The sequence below is a fragment of the Nocardioides sp. genome, assembly GCF_044226765.1.
In the GTDB taxonomy this organism is placed as follows: Bacteria; Actinomycetota; Actinomycetes; order Propionibacteriales; family Nocardioidaceae; genus Nocardioides.
Genome location: NZ_JBGAGJ010000007.1, coordinates 78,918 through 95,118, shown reverse-complemented (window position 1 = coordinate 95,118; position 16,201 = coordinate 78,918). Strand labels below are relative to the sequence as shown.

13 protein-coding genes are annotated in these 16,201 nt (G+C 73.1%); 12 read left to right on the top strand and 1 reads right to left on the bottom strand.

The genetic code is table 11. The features are described 5' to 3' along the window. From rsmH to ACILRH_RS15335, 11 genes are all read left to right on the top strand, one after another. On the top strand, positions 1-963 hold the full coding sequence (gene rsmH / locus ACILRH_RS15385) for a 16S rRNA (cytosine(1402)-N(4))-methyltransferase RsmH (RefSeq protein ID WP_395694701.1): 963 nt from the start codon (positions 1-3) through the stop codon (positions 961-963). Beyond that, complete coding sequence (locus ACILRH_RS15380; protein WP_395694699.1) at positions 960-1,532, top strand: hypothetical protein; 573 nt, start codon at positions 960-962, stop codon at positions 1,530-1,532. Before rsmH ends, ACILRH_RS15380 begins: the two co-directional genes overlap by 4 nt. A 39-nt stretch (positions 1,533-1,571) precedes the next feature. Then, the gene (locus tag ACILRH_RS15375) at positions 1,572-3,329 is read left to right on the top strand and encodes a peptidoglycan D,D-transpeptidase FtsI family protein (protein ID WP_395694697.1); all 1,758 of its coding nucleotides are present in this window, start codon (positions 1,572-1,574) and stop codon (positions 3,327-3,329) included. Positions 3,330-3,505: 176 nt separating this feature from the next. Then, positions 3,506-4,915 (top strand): UDP-N-acetylmuramoyl-L-alanyl-D-glutamate--2,6-diaminopimelate ligase, encoded by a 1,410-nt coding sequence (locus ACILRH_RS15370; protein WP_395694923.1) that lies wholly within the window; start codon positions 3,506-3,508, stop codon positions 4,913-4,915. Beyond that, positions 4,912-6,300: a UDP-N-acetylmuramoyl-tripeptide--D-alanyl-D-alanine ligase gene (murF, locus tag ACILRH_RS15365; RefSeq protein WP_395694921.1), complete on the top strand. Its 1,389-nt coding sequence runs from the start codon at positions 4,912-4,914 to the stop codon at positions 6,298-6,300. The genes ACILRH_RS15370 and murF overlap by 4 nt, the downstream gene beginning before the upstream one ends. Continuing rightward, positions 6,297-7,382, top strand: coding sequence for a phospho-N-acetylmuramoyl-pentapeptide-transferase (gene mraY, locus ACILRH_RS15360; protein WP_395694695.1), 1,086 nt, complete (start codon positions 6,297-6,299; stop codon positions 7,380-7,382). The genes murF and mraY overlap by 4 nt, the downstream gene beginning before the upstream one ends. 10 nt (positions 7,383-7,392) lie before the next feature. Beyond that, positions 7,393-8,844, top strand: coding sequence for a UDP-N-acetylmuramoyl-L-alanine--D-glutamate ligase (murD, locus tag ACILRH_RS15355; protein WP_395694693.1), 1,452 nt, complete (start codon positions 7,393-7,395; stop codon positions 8,842-8,844). A gap of 24 nt (positions 8,845-8,868) precedes the next feature. Beyond that, a complete protein-coding gene (gene ftsW / locus ACILRH_RS15350; RefSeq protein ID WP_395694691.1) occupies positions 8,869-10,116 on the top strand; it encodes a putative lipid II flippase FtsW in 1,248 nt (415 codons plus the stop codon). Between the two features lie 11 nt (positions 10,117-10,127). After that, positions 10,128-11,207 carry an undecaprenyldiphospho-muramoylpentapeptide beta-N-acetylglucosaminyltransferase gene (gene murG, locus ACILRH_RS15345; RefSeq protein ID WP_395694689.1) on the top strand — a complete coding sequence of 360 codons (1,080 nt, stop codon included), beginning with the start codon at positions 10,128-10,130 and terminating at the stop codon, positions 11,205-11,207. Further along, a complete protein-coding gene (locus tag ACILRH_RS15340) occupies positions 11,204-12,553 on the top strand; it encodes a UDP-N-acetylmuramate--L-alanine ligase (protein ID WP_395694687.1) in 1,350 nt (449 codons plus the stop codon). Before murG ends, ACILRH_RS15340 begins: the two co-directional genes overlap by 4 nt. Continuing rightward, the gene (locus tag ACILRH_RS15335; protein WP_395694685.1) at positions 12,550-13,299 is read left to right on the top strand and encodes a cell division protein FtsQ/DivIB; all 750 of its coding nucleotides are present in this window, start codon (positions 12,550-12,552) and stop codon (positions 13,297-13,299) included. The genes ACILRH_RS15340 and ACILRH_RS15335 overlap by 4 nt, the downstream gene beginning before the upstream one ends. 317 nt (positions 13,300-13,616) lie before the next feature. Here ACILRH_RS15335 and ACILRH_RS15330 read toward each other — a convergent pair whose 3' ends face one another. Beyond that, positions 13,617-14,561, bottom strand: a complete 945-nt coding sequence (locus tag ACILRH_RS15330; protein WP_395694684.1) for a type IV toxin-antitoxin system AbiEi family antitoxin domain-containing protein — start codon at positions 14,559-14,561, stop codon at positions 13,617-13,619. Between the two features lie 448 nt (positions 14,562-15,009). On the opposite strand from ACILRH_RS15330, the gene ftsZ reads away from it, so the two are divergent. After that, complete coding sequence (gene ftsZ / locus ACILRH_RS15325) at positions 15,010-16,191, top strand: cell division protein FtsZ (protein WP_395694683.1); 1,182 nt, start codon at positions 15,010-15,012, stop codon at positions 16,189-16,191. Positions 16,192-16,201: the final 10 nt, after the last annotated feature.

Sequence of the window (16,201 nt, the reverse complement as noted above, 5' to 3'; positions counted from 1 at the left end):
ATGGACACCCCCACCCACGTCCCGGTGCTCCTCGACCGGGTCGTCGCCCTCCTGACGCCTGCGGTCGAGCGCGAGGGGGCCGTGCTGGTCGACGCCACACTCGGCCTCGGCGGCCACAGCGAGGCGGTGCTCTCCCGGTTTCGAGCGGTGCGCGTCGTCGGCATCGACCGCGACCCCGACGCGCTCGCGCTGGCGAGCGAGCGGTTGGCGCCGTTCGGTGACCGGTTCACCGCGGTGCACGCGGTCTACGACGAGATCGCCGACGTGGTCGACGACCTCGGGCTCTCCTCGGTCGACGCCGTCCTGTTCGACCTCGGCGTCTCGTCGATGCAGCTCGACGTGCGCGAGCGCGGCTTCGCCTACGCCGAGGACGCGCCCCTGGACATGCGCATGGACGGGAGCACCGGCAGCACCGCCGCCGACGTGCTCAACACCTACGACGCGGCCGACCTGACCCGGGTCCTGCGGGAGTACGGCGAGGAGCGCTTCGCCCGCAAGATCGCGGCTGCCGTGGTGCGCGAGCGGGCGGTCGCGCCGTTCACGACCTCGGGCCGCCTGGTCGAGCTGCTCTACGCCGAGATCCCGGCGCCAGCGCGACGGACCGGCGGGCACCCCGCGAAGCGCACCTTCCAGGCGCTGCGCATGGAGGTCAACGACGAGCTCGCGGTCCTGCGCCGGGCGATCCCGGCGGCGATCGACGCGATCAGCGTCGGCGGACGGGTCGTGGTGGAGTCCTACCACTCGCTGGAGGACCGCCTGGTCAAGCAGGCGTTCGCGGCCGCGACCCGCCTCGACGTGCCGGAGGACCTGCCGTTCGTCCCGGAGGGCCACGAGCCGGCCCTCCGCCTCGTCACCCGGGGAGCCGAGAAGGCGACCCCGGACGAGATCTCGCAGAACCCGCGCGCGGCCTCCGTCCGGCTGCGTGCGATCGAGCGTGTCATCCAGGGAGGGGTCGCCGCATGAACAGCTCTGCCGCCCAGGTCCGGGTCCGGGTGCCCCGGATCGCCGAGTACGCCGTGGAGCGCGCCCGGCTGACCGTCGTGCCGCGCCGGCGCACCCGGGCGGCCCGGGTGCCGTTCGTGGCGCTGGTCTCGATCATCCTCCTGGGGGGCGTGGTGGGACTGCTGCTGTTCAACACCTCCATGCAGCAGGCGTCGTTCGCCTCGACGGCCCTGGAGGAGCAGGCGGACACGCTGGCCGCACGCCAGCAGACCCTCGAGATGGACCTGGACCGGTTGCGGGACCCGCAGCGGATCGCCACCAAGGCCCAGCACCTCGGCATGGTGCAGGCTGGTAACCCGGCGTTCCTCGAGCTCGGCGCCGACCGCGTGGTGGGCGAGCCGTCCAGCGGGACCGCCGCGACGCCGTTCCGGATCAACCCCCGCCCGCCGGCCAAGCCCGCCGCGATCAACCCCGCCCCCCACGTCGTGGTGGTCCCCGCCCCGACCCAGGGCACCGGGTCGAACTCGTCGGACGACACGGCCCGCGGTGCCACCGCAAAGCCCGGCAGCCGGGCGAAGATGCACCAGTAGGACCTCCGGACCCGATCCCCACCAGAAGCGAGCACCGACGTGCGCCAGACCCGGCCGCCCCGCGGATCCCGCCGGGGTGCTCCCGAGCTGCGGCTGCGGATCGGGTTCGTGGTGATCGCGATGGTGCTGTCGGTCTTCGCCGCGCGTCTGGTGCAGCTGCAGGGCCTCGACCCGAACTCGTACGCCGCGATGGCCGCCGCCGAGGGCCTGGTGCGCGTCGAGCTGCCGGCCGAGCGTGGTGACATCCTCGACCGCAACGGCGAGCCGTTCGCGGACTCGGTGGACGGCCTGATGGTCGTGGCCGACCCGGAGCTGACCGCCTCGAAGGCCCCGCAGCTCGCTCGGTTCCTCTACCGCCACCTCGACGTGGAGTACGCCCCGACCCTGGCCAAGCTGCGCGCCGACAGCAAGTTCGAGTACATCGCCCGACGGGTGCCCTCGACCGTCGCGACCGAGGTGGTGGCCGCCGCCGAGAAGCAGGGGTTCGAGGGCCTGGACACCCGCCGCGACCCGGTGCGCGACTACCCGGCCGGCGACGTGGCGGCCAACCTGGTGGGGTTCGTGGGCACCGACGAGCCGCTGGCCGGCATGGAGCGGACCTTCGACCGGCAGCTCTCCGGCACCGACGGCTCGGCGCGCTACGAGGTCGGCGGCGGCAACCGGATCCCGCTGGGGGAGAGCACGGTCACCGACGCCGTCGACGGCACCGACCTGCGCACGACGCTCGACCTGCACCTGCAGTGGTACACCCAGAAGGTGCTCGCCCAGGCGGTCGAGGATGCCAACGCCGACTCGGGGTTCGCGGTGGTGCTGGACCGCCGCTCCGGTGAGACCCTGGCGCTGGCCGACGTCCCGACGTACGACGCCAACGACCCGACCGAGGCGCCCAAGGAGGACCTCGGGTCGCGCGCCATGCAGGACGTCTACGAGCCCGGCTCGGTCGAGAAGGTCCTCACCGTCAGCGCCCTGCTCGACCAGGGCCTCGTCACGCCCCGCACCAAGATCGTGGTGCCGCCCGAGCTCGACCGTCAGGACCGTCCGATCCACGACTGGTTCACGCACGGCACCATCCACCTGACCATGGCCGGCGCGATCGCCCAGTCGTCCAACATCGCGACGGTGCTCGCGGCCGACCGGTTCAAGCGCGGCCAGCTCTACGACTACCTGCGGAAGTTCGGTCTCGGCCAGCCCACCGACATCGGGGTGCGCGGCGAGACGCAGGGCCTGCTGCCCGCCAAGAGCTCGTGGACCCACCAGACCCAGGACCGCATCGCGTTCGGGCAGTCGCTGTCGGTCAACGGGATGCAGATGGCGGCGGCGATCAACACCATCGCCAACGGCGGTGTCCGGGTGTCGCCGAGCCTCATCGAGGGCTCCGCCACCACCGACGACGGCACGCTCGTCGGCACCGACCACACGACCGAGCGGCGGGTGGTCAGCCCGCAGGCGGCCCGGGCGATGACGCAGATGATGGAGCGGGTGGTGGACCCGGACGCCGGGGTGGCGCCGGCCGCCCAGGTGCCGGGCTACGTCGTGGCCGGCAAGACCGGCACGGCGCAGGCGGTCGGTGCGGACTGCGCCTGCTACGACGGCACCTTCGACGTGTCGTTCGCCGGCTTCGCGCCGGCCGACGACCCGCGGTTCACCGTCTACGTGGTGATCAAGAACCCGCGCAACGGCGGCGGTGGAGGGTCCACCGCCGGCCCGGTCTTCTCTCGGATCATGAGCTACGCGCTCAAGCGCTACGCGATCCCGCCGACCGGCGCCAAGCCCTCGCGGCTGCCCACCACCTGGTGAGGCGATAGGTTCACCCGGTGAGTGACCCGACCCGTCCCGAGCACCCGCCCCGGACGCCGCTCGCGGAGCTCGGCGAGTGGCTCGACCGGGTCGCCCCGCCGGCCGGACACGAGCACCACGAGCGCTCCGAGGTCGTCGATGCCGAGGAGCGCGCCGAGCTCGCCCGGCTCGACGAGGTGGTGGTGACGGGGGTCTCGCTGAGCTCCCAGCGGGTGCGCCCCGGCGACCTGTACGCCGCCCTGCCGGGCGCGCGGACCCACGGGATCGCCTACGCGGACGCGGCCGTCGAGGCGGGCGCGGTCGCCGTCCTCACCGACACCCTCGGCGCGGCCCGGGCGCCCGCGGACGTCTGGATCCTCGAGGTCGAGCGGCCCCGAGCCGTCCTGGGCCGGCTGGCCGCGCGGGTGTACGGCGAGCCGGCCCGCTCGATGCGGATGATCGGTGTCACGGGCACGCAGGGCAAGACCACGACGACGCGGCTGCTCGAGAGCGGCCTGGAGCGGGTCGGCGTGCCCGCCGCCGTCGTCGGCACCATCGGCACCCGGGTCCGGGGAGAGGAGCTCGCCACGGTCCTGACGACGCCGGAGGCCCCCGACCTGCACGGGCTGTTCGCGGTCATGCGCGAGCGCGGCGTGGACGTGTGCGCGATGGAGGTCTCCAGCCACGCGCTGGTCATGGGGCGGGTCGACGGTGTCGTCTTCGACGTCGCGGTCTTCTTGAACCTCGGCCGCGACCACCTCGACTTCCACACCGACCTCGAGGACTACTTCCAGGCGAAGGCGTCCCTGTTCACGCCCGAGCGCACCCGGCTCGGGCTGGTCGACGTCGACGACGAGCACGGCCGCCGCCTGGTGGGCGAGGCGACCGTGCCGGTGCGCACCTTCTCGGCGACCGGAGCCGACGCCGACTGGCGAGCGGTCGACGTGGACGTGCGCGCCGACGGGTCGTCGTTCACGGTCCTCGCCCCCGACGGCGCGCGGATCCCCGCGGCCTGCCCGCTGCCCGGCGCCTTCAACGTCGTCAACACCCTCGCCGCCGTGGCCGCCGCGGGGGAGGCGGGGCTCGACCCGGCGCAGGTCGCCGCCGGCGTCGCGACCGCCGGAGGGGTCCCCGGCCGCCTGGAGCGGGTCGACGCGGGGCAGAGCTTCGCCGTGATCGTCGACTACGCCCACAAGCCCGACGCGGTGGAGGCCGCGATCGGTGCGCTGCGACCGCTGACCTCCGGCCGCGTGCTCGTCGTGCTCGGGGCGGGCGGCGACCGTGACCCCGGCAAGCGCCCGATCATGGCGCAGGTGGCCGCCGGCCTCGCCGACCTGCTCGTGGTCACCGACGACAACCCGCGCACCGAGGACCCCGCCGCGATCCGGGCCGCGATGCTGGCCGGCGTCGAGCCGGCGGCGCGCGACCGGGTGGTCGAGATCGGCGACCGGCGCGAGGCCATCCGCGAGGCGCTGCGTCGTGCCGACCCCGGCGACATCGTGCTGATCGCGGGCAAGGGTCACGAGACCGGCCAGGAGGTCGCCGGGGTGGTCCACCCCTTCGACGACCGCGCCGTCGCACGGGAGGAGCTGGCGTGCTTGCGATGACCCTGCGGGAGATCGCGGATGTCGTGGGCGGCACCGTCGCCGGTGATGTCGCCGACCTCGTGGTGAGCGGGCCGCCGTACGTCGACACGCGGACCCCCGAGCCCGGTGGTCTCTTCGTGGCCGTGGTCGGCGAGCGGGTCGACGGCCACGCGTTCGCCGCCGGCGCCCACGCGGTGCTCGGGAGCCGCCCGACCGAGGCGCCCACGGTCGTCGTGGACGACCCGGTGGTGGCGCTGGGCCGGCTCGCCCGGCACGTCGTGGACGAGCTCGACGTGGTCGTGCTCGCCATGACCGGCTCCCAGGGCAAGACCGGCACCAAGGACTACCTCGCGCACGTGCTGGCGACCGCCGGCCCGACGGTCGCGACCGCCGGCAACCACAACAACGAGCTCGGCGTCCCCCTGACCGTCCTCCGGGCAGGACGCGACACCCGCTTCCTCGTGGTCGAGATGGGCGCCCGCGGTGTGGGCCACATCTCCTACCTCTGCGAGATCGCGCCGCCGGACGTCGCCGCCGTGCTCAACGTCGGCACCGCCCACGTGGGGGAGTTCGGCTCCCGGGAGGCGATCGCGCTGGCCAAGGGCGAGATCGTCGAGGCCCTCCCCGGCGAGGGGACCGCGGTCCTCAACGCCGCCGACGACCTGGTGGCGCCGATGCGCACCCGTACCCGCGGACGGGTCCTGACCTTCGGCGTCGACCGCGGCGACGGGACCACGGCCGACGTGCAGGCGCGCGACCTCGAGGTCGACGACCGGGTGCGGCCGTCCTTCGGGCTGGGCTTCGCCGGAGAGTGGTGGCCGGTCCGGCTGCGGCAGTCGGGCCTGCACCAGGTCGAGAACGCCGCTGCCGCGGCGGCGATGGCGATCGCGGCGGGCCTCCCGCTCGAGCAGGTCGCCGACGCCCTGAGCGCCGCCGAGAGCGCCTCCCCGATGCGGATGGAGGTCCACGAGCGCACCGACGGCCTGGTCGTGCTCAACGACGCCTACAACGCCAACCCGGCCTCGACCTCCGCGGCGTTGCAGACGCTGTGGGCGATGGGGCAGCGCCAGGGTCGGCGTACCGTCGCCGTCCTCGGCGAGATGCGCGAGCTCGGCGACACCGCCCGGGCCGGTCACGTCGAGGTGGGTGCCGTCGCCGCGCAGCTGGGCATCGACGTGGTCGTCGTGGTGGGGCCCGAGGCCGCCGGCGTCGCCGAAGGGTACGGTGCGGGGGCGGTCACCACGGCGGGGCGTGACGACGCGCTGGCATGGGTGCGCGAGAATGTCGCGGCCGAGGACGTCGTCCTCGTCAAGGCGTCGAACGGCGCCGCCCTCTGGGTGATCGCAGACGAGCTGCTGGCACAGGAGCCGGCCGAGACGGTGGAAGGAGACCGACCCGCGCCATGAGAGCCATCCTCCTCGGCGGCGGCCTGGCCCTGATCGTCTCCCTGCTCGGCACCCGCGTCGCGATCCACCTGTTCACCCAGTGGGGCTACGGGCAGGAGATCCGCGACGACGGACCGACCAGCCACCACACCAAGCGCGGCACGCCGACCATGGGCGGCGTCGTGATCATCCTCGCGACCGTCGTCGGCTACTTCGGCGCGAAGCTGATCACCCAGGACATGCCGTCGGCCTCCGCGCTGCTGCTGCTCTTCCTGTTCGTCGGCACCGGGCTGGTCGGCTTCCTCGACGACTTCATCAAGATCTCCAAGCAGCGCAGCCTCGGCCTGCGCAGCAAGGCCAAGATGATCGGGCTCACGGTCATCGCCCTGGTCTTCGGCGGCCTGGCGCTGTCGCCCTGGCTCGAGGACGACCGGGGCCAGACCCCGGCGTCGCGGCACCTGTCCTTCATCCGGGACATCGGCTGGATCACGCTGCCGGCGGTCGTCGTGCTGATCCTGATCTGGCTGATCATCGCGGCCACCACCAACGCGGTGAACCTGACCGACGGCCTCGACGGTCTCGCGACCGGCGCCTGCGTGATGGTGTTCGGCGCCTACATGCTGGTCAACATCTGGCAGAACAACCAGTGGTGCGGCCAGACCGGGCTCGACCAGCCGAACCTGTGCTACGAGGTCCGCGACCCGCTCGACCTGGCGGTCGTGGCCGCGGCGATCACCGGGGCGTGCTTCGGGTTCTTGTGGTGGAACGCGTCGCCCGCGGCCATCTTCATGGGCGACACCGGCTCCCTGTCCCTCGGCGGAGCCCTCGCCGGCCTCGCGATCCTGACCCGCACCGAGCTGCTGCTGATCATCCTCGGCGGGCTGTTCCTGGTGGAGACGCTGTCGGTGATGGCGCAGGTGGGCTACTTCAAGCTGACCAAGGGCAAGCGCATCTTCCGGATGGCCCCGCTGCACCACCACTTCGAGATGCTCGGGTGGGAGCAGGTCACCGTCGTCATCCGCTTCTGGATCATCACCGGCATCTGCGTGGCCGTCGGTCTCGGCGTGTTCTACGCCGAGTGGGTGACCGGCGCCGGCATCTGATGGGCCGCTCGTGAGCCCGCACCATCTGGGGCGGCACGACTCCTGGGAGGGCGTCCGCGCGGTCGTCGCCGGCTTCGGCGTCTCCGGGTTCGCGGCCGCGGACAACCTCAACCACCTCGGCGCGAGCGTGGTGGCCCTCGACGAGTCGGACGCGGGCGACCGACCGGCCAAGGCGGAGCTCCTCGAGGTGCTCGGCGCCGACGTGCGCCTGGGGGCCGGCAGCACCCTGGTCCTGCCCGACGACGTCGACGTGCTCGTCACCTCGCCCGGCTGGCGGCCGGACGCCCCGCTGCTGGCCCAGGCCCGCGCTCGGGGCATCCCGGTGTGGGGCGAGGTGGAGCTCGCCTGGCGGCTGCGCGACCCCGACCACGGCACGCCGTGGCTGTGCGTGACGGGCACCAACGGCAAGACCACGACCGTGCAGATGCTCGACGCGATCCTGCGGGCGGCGGGGCTGCGCAGCATCGCCGCCGGCAACGTGGGGCTGCCGATCGTCGAAGCCGTGATGGATCCCGAGCCGTACGACGTGCTCGCGGTCGAGCTCTCGAGCTTCCAGCTCCACTACACCGACTCCATGAGCGCCGAGGCGGCCGCGGTCCTCAACGTCGCCGAGGACCACCTCGACTGGTACTCCTCGATGTCCGACTACGCCGCGGACAAGGGGCGCATCTACGAACGCGTCCAGCGCGCCTGCGTCTACAACGTCGCCGACCCGGTGACCGAGCAGCTGGTCCGCGAGGCCGACGTCGTCGAGGGTCCACGGGCGATCGGGTTCACGCTCGGGATGCCGGGGGTGGGGATGCTCGGGGTCGTCGAGGACATCCTCGCCGACCGGGCGTTCATCGAGCACCGCGAGTCGAGCGCCGCCGAGCTCTGCACGATCTCCGACCTCGCCTCGCCTGCGCCGCACTTCGTCGCCAACGCGCTGGCCGCGGCCGCGCTGGCCCGGGCGCACGGCGTCCCGCAGTCGGCGGTGCGCGACGGGTTGCGGTCCTTCCGCCCCGACGGGCACCGGATCGCGGTGGTCGGCGAGCGCGGCGGCGTCACCTGGGTCGACGACTCCAAGGCCACCAACCCGCATGCCGCCCAGTCGTCGCTGCAGGCCTACGACCCGGTGGTCTGGCTCGCCGGCGGCCTGGCCAAGGGCGCCACGTTCGACGACCTGGTGGTGGCGGTGCGCGACCGCCTCCGGGGTGTCGTGCTGCTCGGCCAGGACCGCGACGTGATCGCCGGAGCGCTTTCGCGACACGCGCCCGATGTGCGGGTGATCGTCGTCGGCGACGACGAGACTGGGGCACCACACGGTGGACATGCCATGGAGCGTGCCGTGGCGGCCGCAGCCGAGTTGGCTCGACCCGGCGACACGGTCCTGCTGGCTCCGGGGTGCGCCTCCATGGACATGTTCACCAACTACGCCGAGCGCGGCGACGCGTTCGCCGACGCCGTACGACGCAGGCTCTGACCCGCTGACGAGGAGGGGACGCGCATGACGACCGCGGACCCGCTCCAGCCCTCGGCCCGCCGTCGCTCGGCCGCCGCCGGCTGGTTCGCCTCCGCACGCGCCGCGCTCGACCGGCCGCTGACGGCGTACTACCTGCTGCTCGGCGCGTCCGCGCTGCTGCTCACCATCGGCCTGGTCATGGTGCTGAGCGCCTCGAGCGTCTACTCCTACGAGCAGAACGGCGGCAACTCCTACGCCGTCGTCGAGCGCCAGCTGGTGTGGGTGGCGATCGGCGTGCCGTGCGCCTGGGTGGCCTCGCGGCTGCCGCTGCCCGTGGTCCGCAGGTTCGCATGGCTGTCGATGTTCGTCGCCATCGTCCTGCTGGCGCTGATCCGGGTGCCCGGCCTCGGCGTCGAGGTCAACGGCAACAAGAACTGGCTCGGGCTCGGACCGTTCGTCATCCAGCCGGCCGAGATCGCCAAGCTCGCGATCGTGCTCTGGGCCGCCCACATCTACGCCCGCAAGGACAAGCGCCTCGACAACTTCCACGAGGTCTTCATGCCGGTCGTGCCCGGCCTCCTGGCGGTGATCGCGCTGGTCGTGCTGGGCCACGACCTCGGCACCGCGCTCGTGCTGTTCGCGATCCTGCTCGCCATGTTGTGGGTGGTGGGGGCGCCCGGACGGCTGTTTATGTTCATGATGACCGCCGTCGGCGTCGTCGCGGTCGGCCTGGCGTCCACCAGCTCCGAGCGGCTCCAGCGCATCACGAACTTCGCCGACCCGTTCAAGGACTTCCACAACGCCGGCTGGCAGCCCGCCCACGGCCTGTTCGCCCTCGCCAGCGGCGGGATCTTCGGCGAGGGCATCGGCGCGAGCCGGCAGAAGTGGGGCGACCTGCCCGAGGCCCACACCGACTTCATCTTCGCCGTGCTCGGCGAGGAGCTCGGCCTGGTCGGCACGCTGCTGGTGGTCGGCCTGTTCGTCACCATCGCGTACGCCGCGATCCGGGTGGCCCGCCAGACCCAGGACGCGTTCGTGCGCTACATGACCTTCGGGATCGTCGTGTGGCTGCTCGGCCAGATGATCATCAACGTCGGCATGGTCCTCGCGCTCTTCCCCGTGATCGGCCTCCCGCTGCCGCTGGTCTCCTACGGCGGCTCGGCGCTGGTGCCCTCGCTGGTCGCCCTCGGCCTGCTCATCGGGTTCGCGCGCCGCGAGCCGGAGGCGGCCCGCGCCCTCGCCCAGCGCCGGAAGGCCCGCTCCGCCGGGCTCTCGGCCGGGCCCACCTCCTAGGCTTGCCGACGATGCGCGTCCTTCTCGCCGGCGGCGGTACCGCCGGGCACACCTCACCCCTGCTCGCCACCGCCGACGCCCTGCGGCGCCTGCGGCCCGACGTCGAGATCACCTGTCTCGGCACGCCCCGCGGGCTGGAGAACCAGGTGGTGCCGGCGGCCGGGTACCCCCTCGAGCTGGTCCCGCCGGTCCCGATGCCCCGGCGGCCGAACGCCGACCTGGTCAAGGTGCCGGCCCGGCTGCGCGCCGCGGTCAAGCAGACCCACACCGTCCTGGACCGGGTCCGGCCGGACGTGGTCGTGGGCTTCGGCGGCTACGTCTCCGTGCCGGCGTACCTCGCGGTCCGCAAGCGCGGCATCCCGCTGGTCGTCCACGAGCAGAACACCGTGCCCGGCCTGGCCAACAAGGTCGGTGCCCGGATCGCGCGCCGGGTGGCGGTGAGCTTCCCGGACACGCCGCTGCGGCACGCCGAGTACATCGGGCTGCCGATCCGGCCGATGATCTCCGGCCTCGACCGCTCCGCCCGCCGGGCTGAGGGGCGCGCGTTCTTCGGGCTGGACGCCGACCGGCCGACCCTGCTGGTCACCGGCGGATCCCAGGGGGCCCGCCGGCTGAACCAGGCCGTCTCCGGTGCCGCCGCGGCGCTGGCCGACGCGGGCGTCCAGGTGCTGCACGCCCAGGGCAAGCACGGCGGGGCCGACCCGGTCGTCCAGGAGTCCGGCGTGCCGTACGTCGTCGTGGAGTTCATCGACCGGATGGACCTCGCCTACGCGGCAGCCGACCTGGTCGTCTGCCGAGCCGGGGCCAACAGCGTCACCGAGGCTGCCGCGGTCGGTCTCCCGGCGGTCTTCGTGCCGCTCCCGATCGGCAACGGCGAGCAGGTGCGCAACGCCCAGCCGGTGGTTGCCGCCGGAGGCGGGATCGTCGTCGACGACGCCGACCTCACGACCGAGTGGGTCGCCGCCACGGTGCCGGCCCTGGCAGGGGACACCGCCCGGCTCGCGGCCATGGGCACAGCGGCGTCGGCGCTGATCCCGCGCGACGCCGACGAGCGGCTCGCCCGGATCGTGCTCGAGGAGGCGGGCCGGTGAAGGTCCCGGTCCCCGACCACGTGATCCCGGCCGACCGGCTCGGCCGGGTCCACTTCATCGGCATCGGCGGCGCCGGGCTGTCCGGCATCGCCCGGATCATGCTGGCCCGCGGCATCGCCGTCAGCGGGAGCGACGGCACCGACTCCCCGACGCTCGACGCCCTGCGCGCGCTGGGCGCCCGGGTCCACCTGGGGCACGCCGCCGACCAGGTGGGCGACGCCGACACGGTGGTGGTCTCGACCGCGGTCCGTGAGGACAACCCCGAGCACGCCGAGGCCGTGCGGCGCGGGATCCGCGTGCTGCCCCGCTCCGCAGCGCTCGCGTCGGTCATGGCCGGCCGTCGGGTGGTCGCCGTCGCCGGCACGCACGGCAAGACCACGACCACGTCGTTGCTCACGGTCGCCCTCCAGGCCGCGGGCGCCGACCCGACGTACGCCATCGGGGGCGACCTGGCTGCGACCGGCGTCAACGCGGCCGAGGGCTCGGGCGAGGTGTTCGTGGCGGAGGCCGACGAGAGCGACGGCGCCTTCCTCCACTACGGGCCGTACGCCGCCGTGGTCACCAACGTCGAGGCCGACCACCTGGACAACTGGGGGACCGAGGAGGCCTACCGCGCGGCGTTCGACGAGTTCGCCGACACCGTCGACCCCGACGGCTTCCTCGTCTGCTGCGTGGACGACCCCGGTGCGGCGGCGCTGGCCGAGCGGGCCCGCGGTGCTGGGCGCCGCGTCGTCACGGTCTCGGTCCGCGACCCCGGTCCGCTCGCGGACGTCACGTTGTGGTCGCCGGGGGAGCACTACCTGGCCGACGCGCTCGGCGCGCTCGCCGCCGGGACCGAGCTGGGCTACGACCCGGCCGCCCTGGTGCGCGGCATCGCGTCGTACACCGGCACCAAGCGCCGCATGGAGCTCAAGGGCGAGGCGGGGGGAGTGCGGGTCTACGACAGCTACGCCCACCACCCGACCGAGATCGCCGGCGACCTGGCCGCTGCGCGCGCGGTCGCGGGGGAGGGGCGCGTGGTCGTGGCCTTCCAGCCGCACCTGGTCTCGCGCACCCGGATCTTCGGGACCCGCATGGGCGAGGCGCTGGGTGCGGCCGACGAGGTCGTCGTGCTCGACGTCTACCTGGCGCGCGAGGACGCCGACCCCGAGGTGACCGGCGCGCTCGTGGCCGCCGCGGTTCCGCTGCCGGCCGAGCGCGTGAGGTTCGTCCCCGACGTCGACGACGTCGACGACGTCGCCGCCGAGCTGGTCGCCCGGGCCCGGCCCGGCGACCTGGTGCTCACCCTCGGTGCCGGCACGGTGACGGAGATCGGCCCCCGGGTGCTGGAGCTGCTCGCCCGATGAGCCCGACGAGCACCGGGGTCCAGGACACCACCGAGCGCACCCGCAAGCGGTTCGCGCGCCGCCAGTGGGCGCGTCGCTGGCTCGCCTGGCGGCCGCTGGTCGCGGTCGTGCTGGTGCTGCTGCTCGTCGTCGGCCTCCTGTGGCTGGTGTTCTTCTCCTCCTACCTCTCCGTGCAGGGCGTCGACGTGCGGGGCACCTCGCTGCTCACGACGTCCGAGGTCGAGAAGGCGGCCGCCGTGCCCGACGGCGAGGCGTTGGCCCGGGTCGACCTCGACCGGGTTCGCACCCGGGTCGAGGCGCTGGCGCCGGTGCGCTCGGCCGACGTGTCGCGCGAGTGGCCCGACCAGGTCCGCATCGACGTGACCGAACGGGTACCAGTCGCCGTCGTCCAGATCGCCGGGCACCTGCAGGGCATGGACGAGGAGGGCGTCGTCTTCCGCGACTACGCCAAGGCGCCGCCGGACCTCCCGCTGGTCGAGACCGGCAGCGACACCGGCAGCGACGCCCTGCGCGAGGCCGCCCTCGTCGTCGCCGCCCTGCCCGCCGACCTCGCCTCCAGGGTCGACCACGTGCAGGTCGACACCATCGACCGGATCACGCTGGTGCTGCGCGACGACCGCACCGTGCGGTGGGGGAGCTCGGCCGACTCCGACCTCAAGGCGACGGTGCTCGCCGGGCTGCTCGCCGCCACCAAGGCCCAGACCTACGACGTCTCCGTCCCCGGCCAGCCGACCACCAGCGGCTGAGCCGGTCCTTGTGGGGATCGGGCTGGTCCTTGGTCCCTGGCGTCGCAGTTTCATCATGGTCTGGTGGTGAACCTGCACTTCCCACGGTGGGCAGGCCAGGGGAAGTGCAGGTTGGCCTGCATCCCGTGGTGAAGCTGTGCCGCGTGGTGCGCGGCAGTCGCCAATCCGGACTCGGGCACGTGCAGGTCCCTGGCGTCGCAGTTCCATCATGGTCTGGTGGTGAACCTGCACTTCCCACGGTGGGCACGCCAGGGGAAGTGCAGGTTGGCCTGTATCTCGTGATGAAGCTAGCCCCTCCGGGGGAGAGGTGCGGACCCTCAGCTGGGCCGGCGCATCAAGCGCTCGAGGCGCCGGACCGTAGTGGCGGGATGGTCGAGGTCGGACCAGACCAGCCGCAGCATCCGGAAGCCGGTCGCTTCACGCAACGCGTCCTCGCGCTGCTTCTCCGCGAAGACGACCTCACCCGGGTCCTGCCCGGGCTTGAGGATCCGGCCGTACTTCAAGCGGCCGTCGAACTCCCCGAGCGTCAGGAGGTCGGGCCAGCCCCAGTCGCAGGTGCCGAGGAGGACACCCCTCTCGTCACGCACCTCCAGCTGCTGCACAGGAGCCGGGACGTGCGCGGTGCGGAAGAGCCAGTAGCCGCGAGCCTCCCCGATGCTCTCCGACCTGCCCGTGGCCATGCGCACGGGCACGTGGAGGTGCTGCATGCCCGGCCAGACGCCCAGCCTGTGGTGCATCCGGCAGAGCTCCCCCTGGGTGAAGCGACCGTGGTGGAGCCCCATCTCGAGGAGGCAGAACGCCGCCTCGGTGCTCGCGCGGCTGGCCGTCTCCAGCACGCTCCGGACCGACGAGGTCGCGCGGACGCCAGCGCCCGCCTCGACCACGTCCGCCTCGAGACAGATGCCCTCGTGGTGCACCACGTCTCCCTCGACCCGGCCGGCACCCCCGTCGAGCCGGGTGACATGGACGCGGTCGAGCGGCACGCCCCACACCTCGATCCCGTGGGCGACCGCGCCGGAGACGTGGCTGAGCACCACGGCGTCACCCAGCGAGTCCACCACCGCGCGGGCCCGCACCCAGTGGCGACCGACTGCGTCGAGGGTGCCCCACACATCGGAGAAGCAGAAGTACCCGCGTCGGAAGCGGGTCCAGACACCTGACCTGACCATCCGGGCGACCGCTCGGTCGTCGTAGCCCGCCGACGCCGCCTGTCGACGGGTGAAGAAGCCCTGCTCGTGGGCGATGACACGCAACGGATCCATGGCCCGGAGCCTGCCCGGCCCGGGGCCGACCGGCGGCCCTCGACCACCCGGCAGGGGAGAGGAGTGCCCGGACAGGACCTTGTGGACGGCAGGTGGCCCGCGCCCGGCACGTCGCAGCTTCACCATGGTCTGTCGGTGAACCGGCACTTCCCACGGTGGGCACTCCGTGGGAAGTGCAGGTTCGCCTGCATACCGTGATGAAACTGCAGCCTGCCGCGCCCCAGGAGCGCCCGAGCGCCACCCAAGGACTCACGAACCACCCGCACCCGGCGTGTCGTCACCGATCCGGGAGCACCGGCTGCCTACTGTCGTCACCACGGCGAGGTTGACATAACTATAACCCTCAGGCTGAGGGTCAGAGTTGGTCGACACGCCGCTTCCCCGGACCAGCATTGCGAAGCCGAACCCCAGACAACCCCCAGCACCCGAGCAGCGAAGGGCGACAGCCGTGGCAGCAGCACAGAACTACCTGGCCATCATCAAGGTCGTGGGCATCGGTGGTGGTGGTGTCAACGCCGTCAACCGGATGATCGAGGTCGGGCTCAAGGGCGTCGAGTTCATCGCGATCAACACCGACGCCCAGGCCCTCCTCATGAGCGACGCCGACGTCAAGCTCGACATCGGCCGCGAGCTCACCCGCGGCCTCGGCGCCGGCGCGAACCCCGACGTCGGCTCGCGGGCCGCCGAGGACCACGCCGACGAGATCGAGGAGGTCATCAAGGGCGCCGACATGGTCTTCGTGACCGCCGGCGAGGGCGGCGGCACCGGCACCGGCGGTGCGCCGGTGGTGGCGCGGATCGCTCGCAGTCTCGGCGCCCTGACCATCGGCGTGGTGACCCGGCCGTTCGCGTTCGAGGGACGACGCCGCGCCAACTCCGCCGAGGAGGGCATCGCCGCGCTGCGCGAGGAGGTCGACACCCTCATCGTGATCCCCAACGACCGGCTGCTGTCGATCAGCGACCGCAACGTCTCCGTGCTCGACGCGTTCAAGCAGGCCGACCAGGTGCTGCTGCAGGGCGTCTCGGGCATCACCGACCTGATCACCACCCCGGGCCTGATCAACCTCGACTTCGCCGACGTGAAGTCGGTGATGTCCGACGCCGGCTCGGCCCTGATGGGCATCGGCTCGGCCCGCGGCGACGACCGCTCGGTGGCGGCGGCGGAGATGGCGGTCTCCAGCCCGCTGCTCGAGGCCAGCATCGACGGTGCCCACGGCGTCCTCCTGTCCATCGCGGGCGGCTCCGACCTCGGCCTCTTCGAGATCAACGAGGCGGCCGCGCTGGTGGCCGAGGCGGTCCACCCCGAGGCCAACATCATCTTCGGTGCGACCATCGACGACGCGCTCGGCGACGAGGTCCGGGTGACCGTCATCGCGGCCGGCTTCGACGGCGGGCAGCCCAAGCGCCGCGACGAGGGATCGGTGCTGCGCCGTGACACCCGCGCCCAGCAGGCGCCGGCCGAGGCCAAGCCCGCCGCCTCGCCGGCCGGCAAGGACGCCGCGGCCGAGCAGAAGGAGAAGGAGAAGGTCTCCGCTGCGGCCGGCAGCCCGCAGCCCGCGGCGCCGCGCCCGGTCGTCCCCCAGGTCCAGTACGACGACGACGAGCTCGACGTCCCCGACTTCCTCAAGTGACAGGGGCCGG

Coding starts and splice junctions, on each gene's coding strand:
- rsmH (WP_395694701.1), top strand. CDS start 1: ATGGACACCCCCACCCACGTCCCGGTGCTCCTCGACCGGGTCGTCGCC.
- ACILRH_RS15380 (WP_395694699.1), top strand. CDS start 960: ATGAACAGCTCTGCCGCCCAGGTCCGGGTCCGGGTGCCCCGGATCGCC.
- murF (WP_395694921.1), top strand. CDS start 4,912: ATGACCCTGCGGGAGATCGCGGATGTCGTGGGCGGCACCGTCGCCGGT.
- mraY (WP_395694695.1), top strand. CDS start 6,297: ATGAGAGCCATCCTCCTCGGCGGCGGCCTGGCCCTGATCGTCTCCCTG.
- ftsW (WP_395694691.1), top strand. CDS start 8,869: ATGACGACCGCGGACCCGCTCCAGCCCTCGGCCCGCCGTCGCTCGGCC.
- murG (WP_395694689.1), top strand. CDS start 10,128: ATGCGCGTCCTTCTCGCCGGCGGCGGTACCGCCGGGCACACCTCACCC.
- ACILRH_RS15335 (WP_395694685.1), top strand. CDS start 12,550: ATGAGCCCGACGAGCACCGGGGTCCAGGACACCACCGAGCGCACCCGC.
- ACILRH_RS15330 (WP_395694684.1), bottom strand. CDS start 14,561: ATGGATCCGTTGCGTGTCATCGCCCACGAGCAGGGCTTCTTCACCCGT.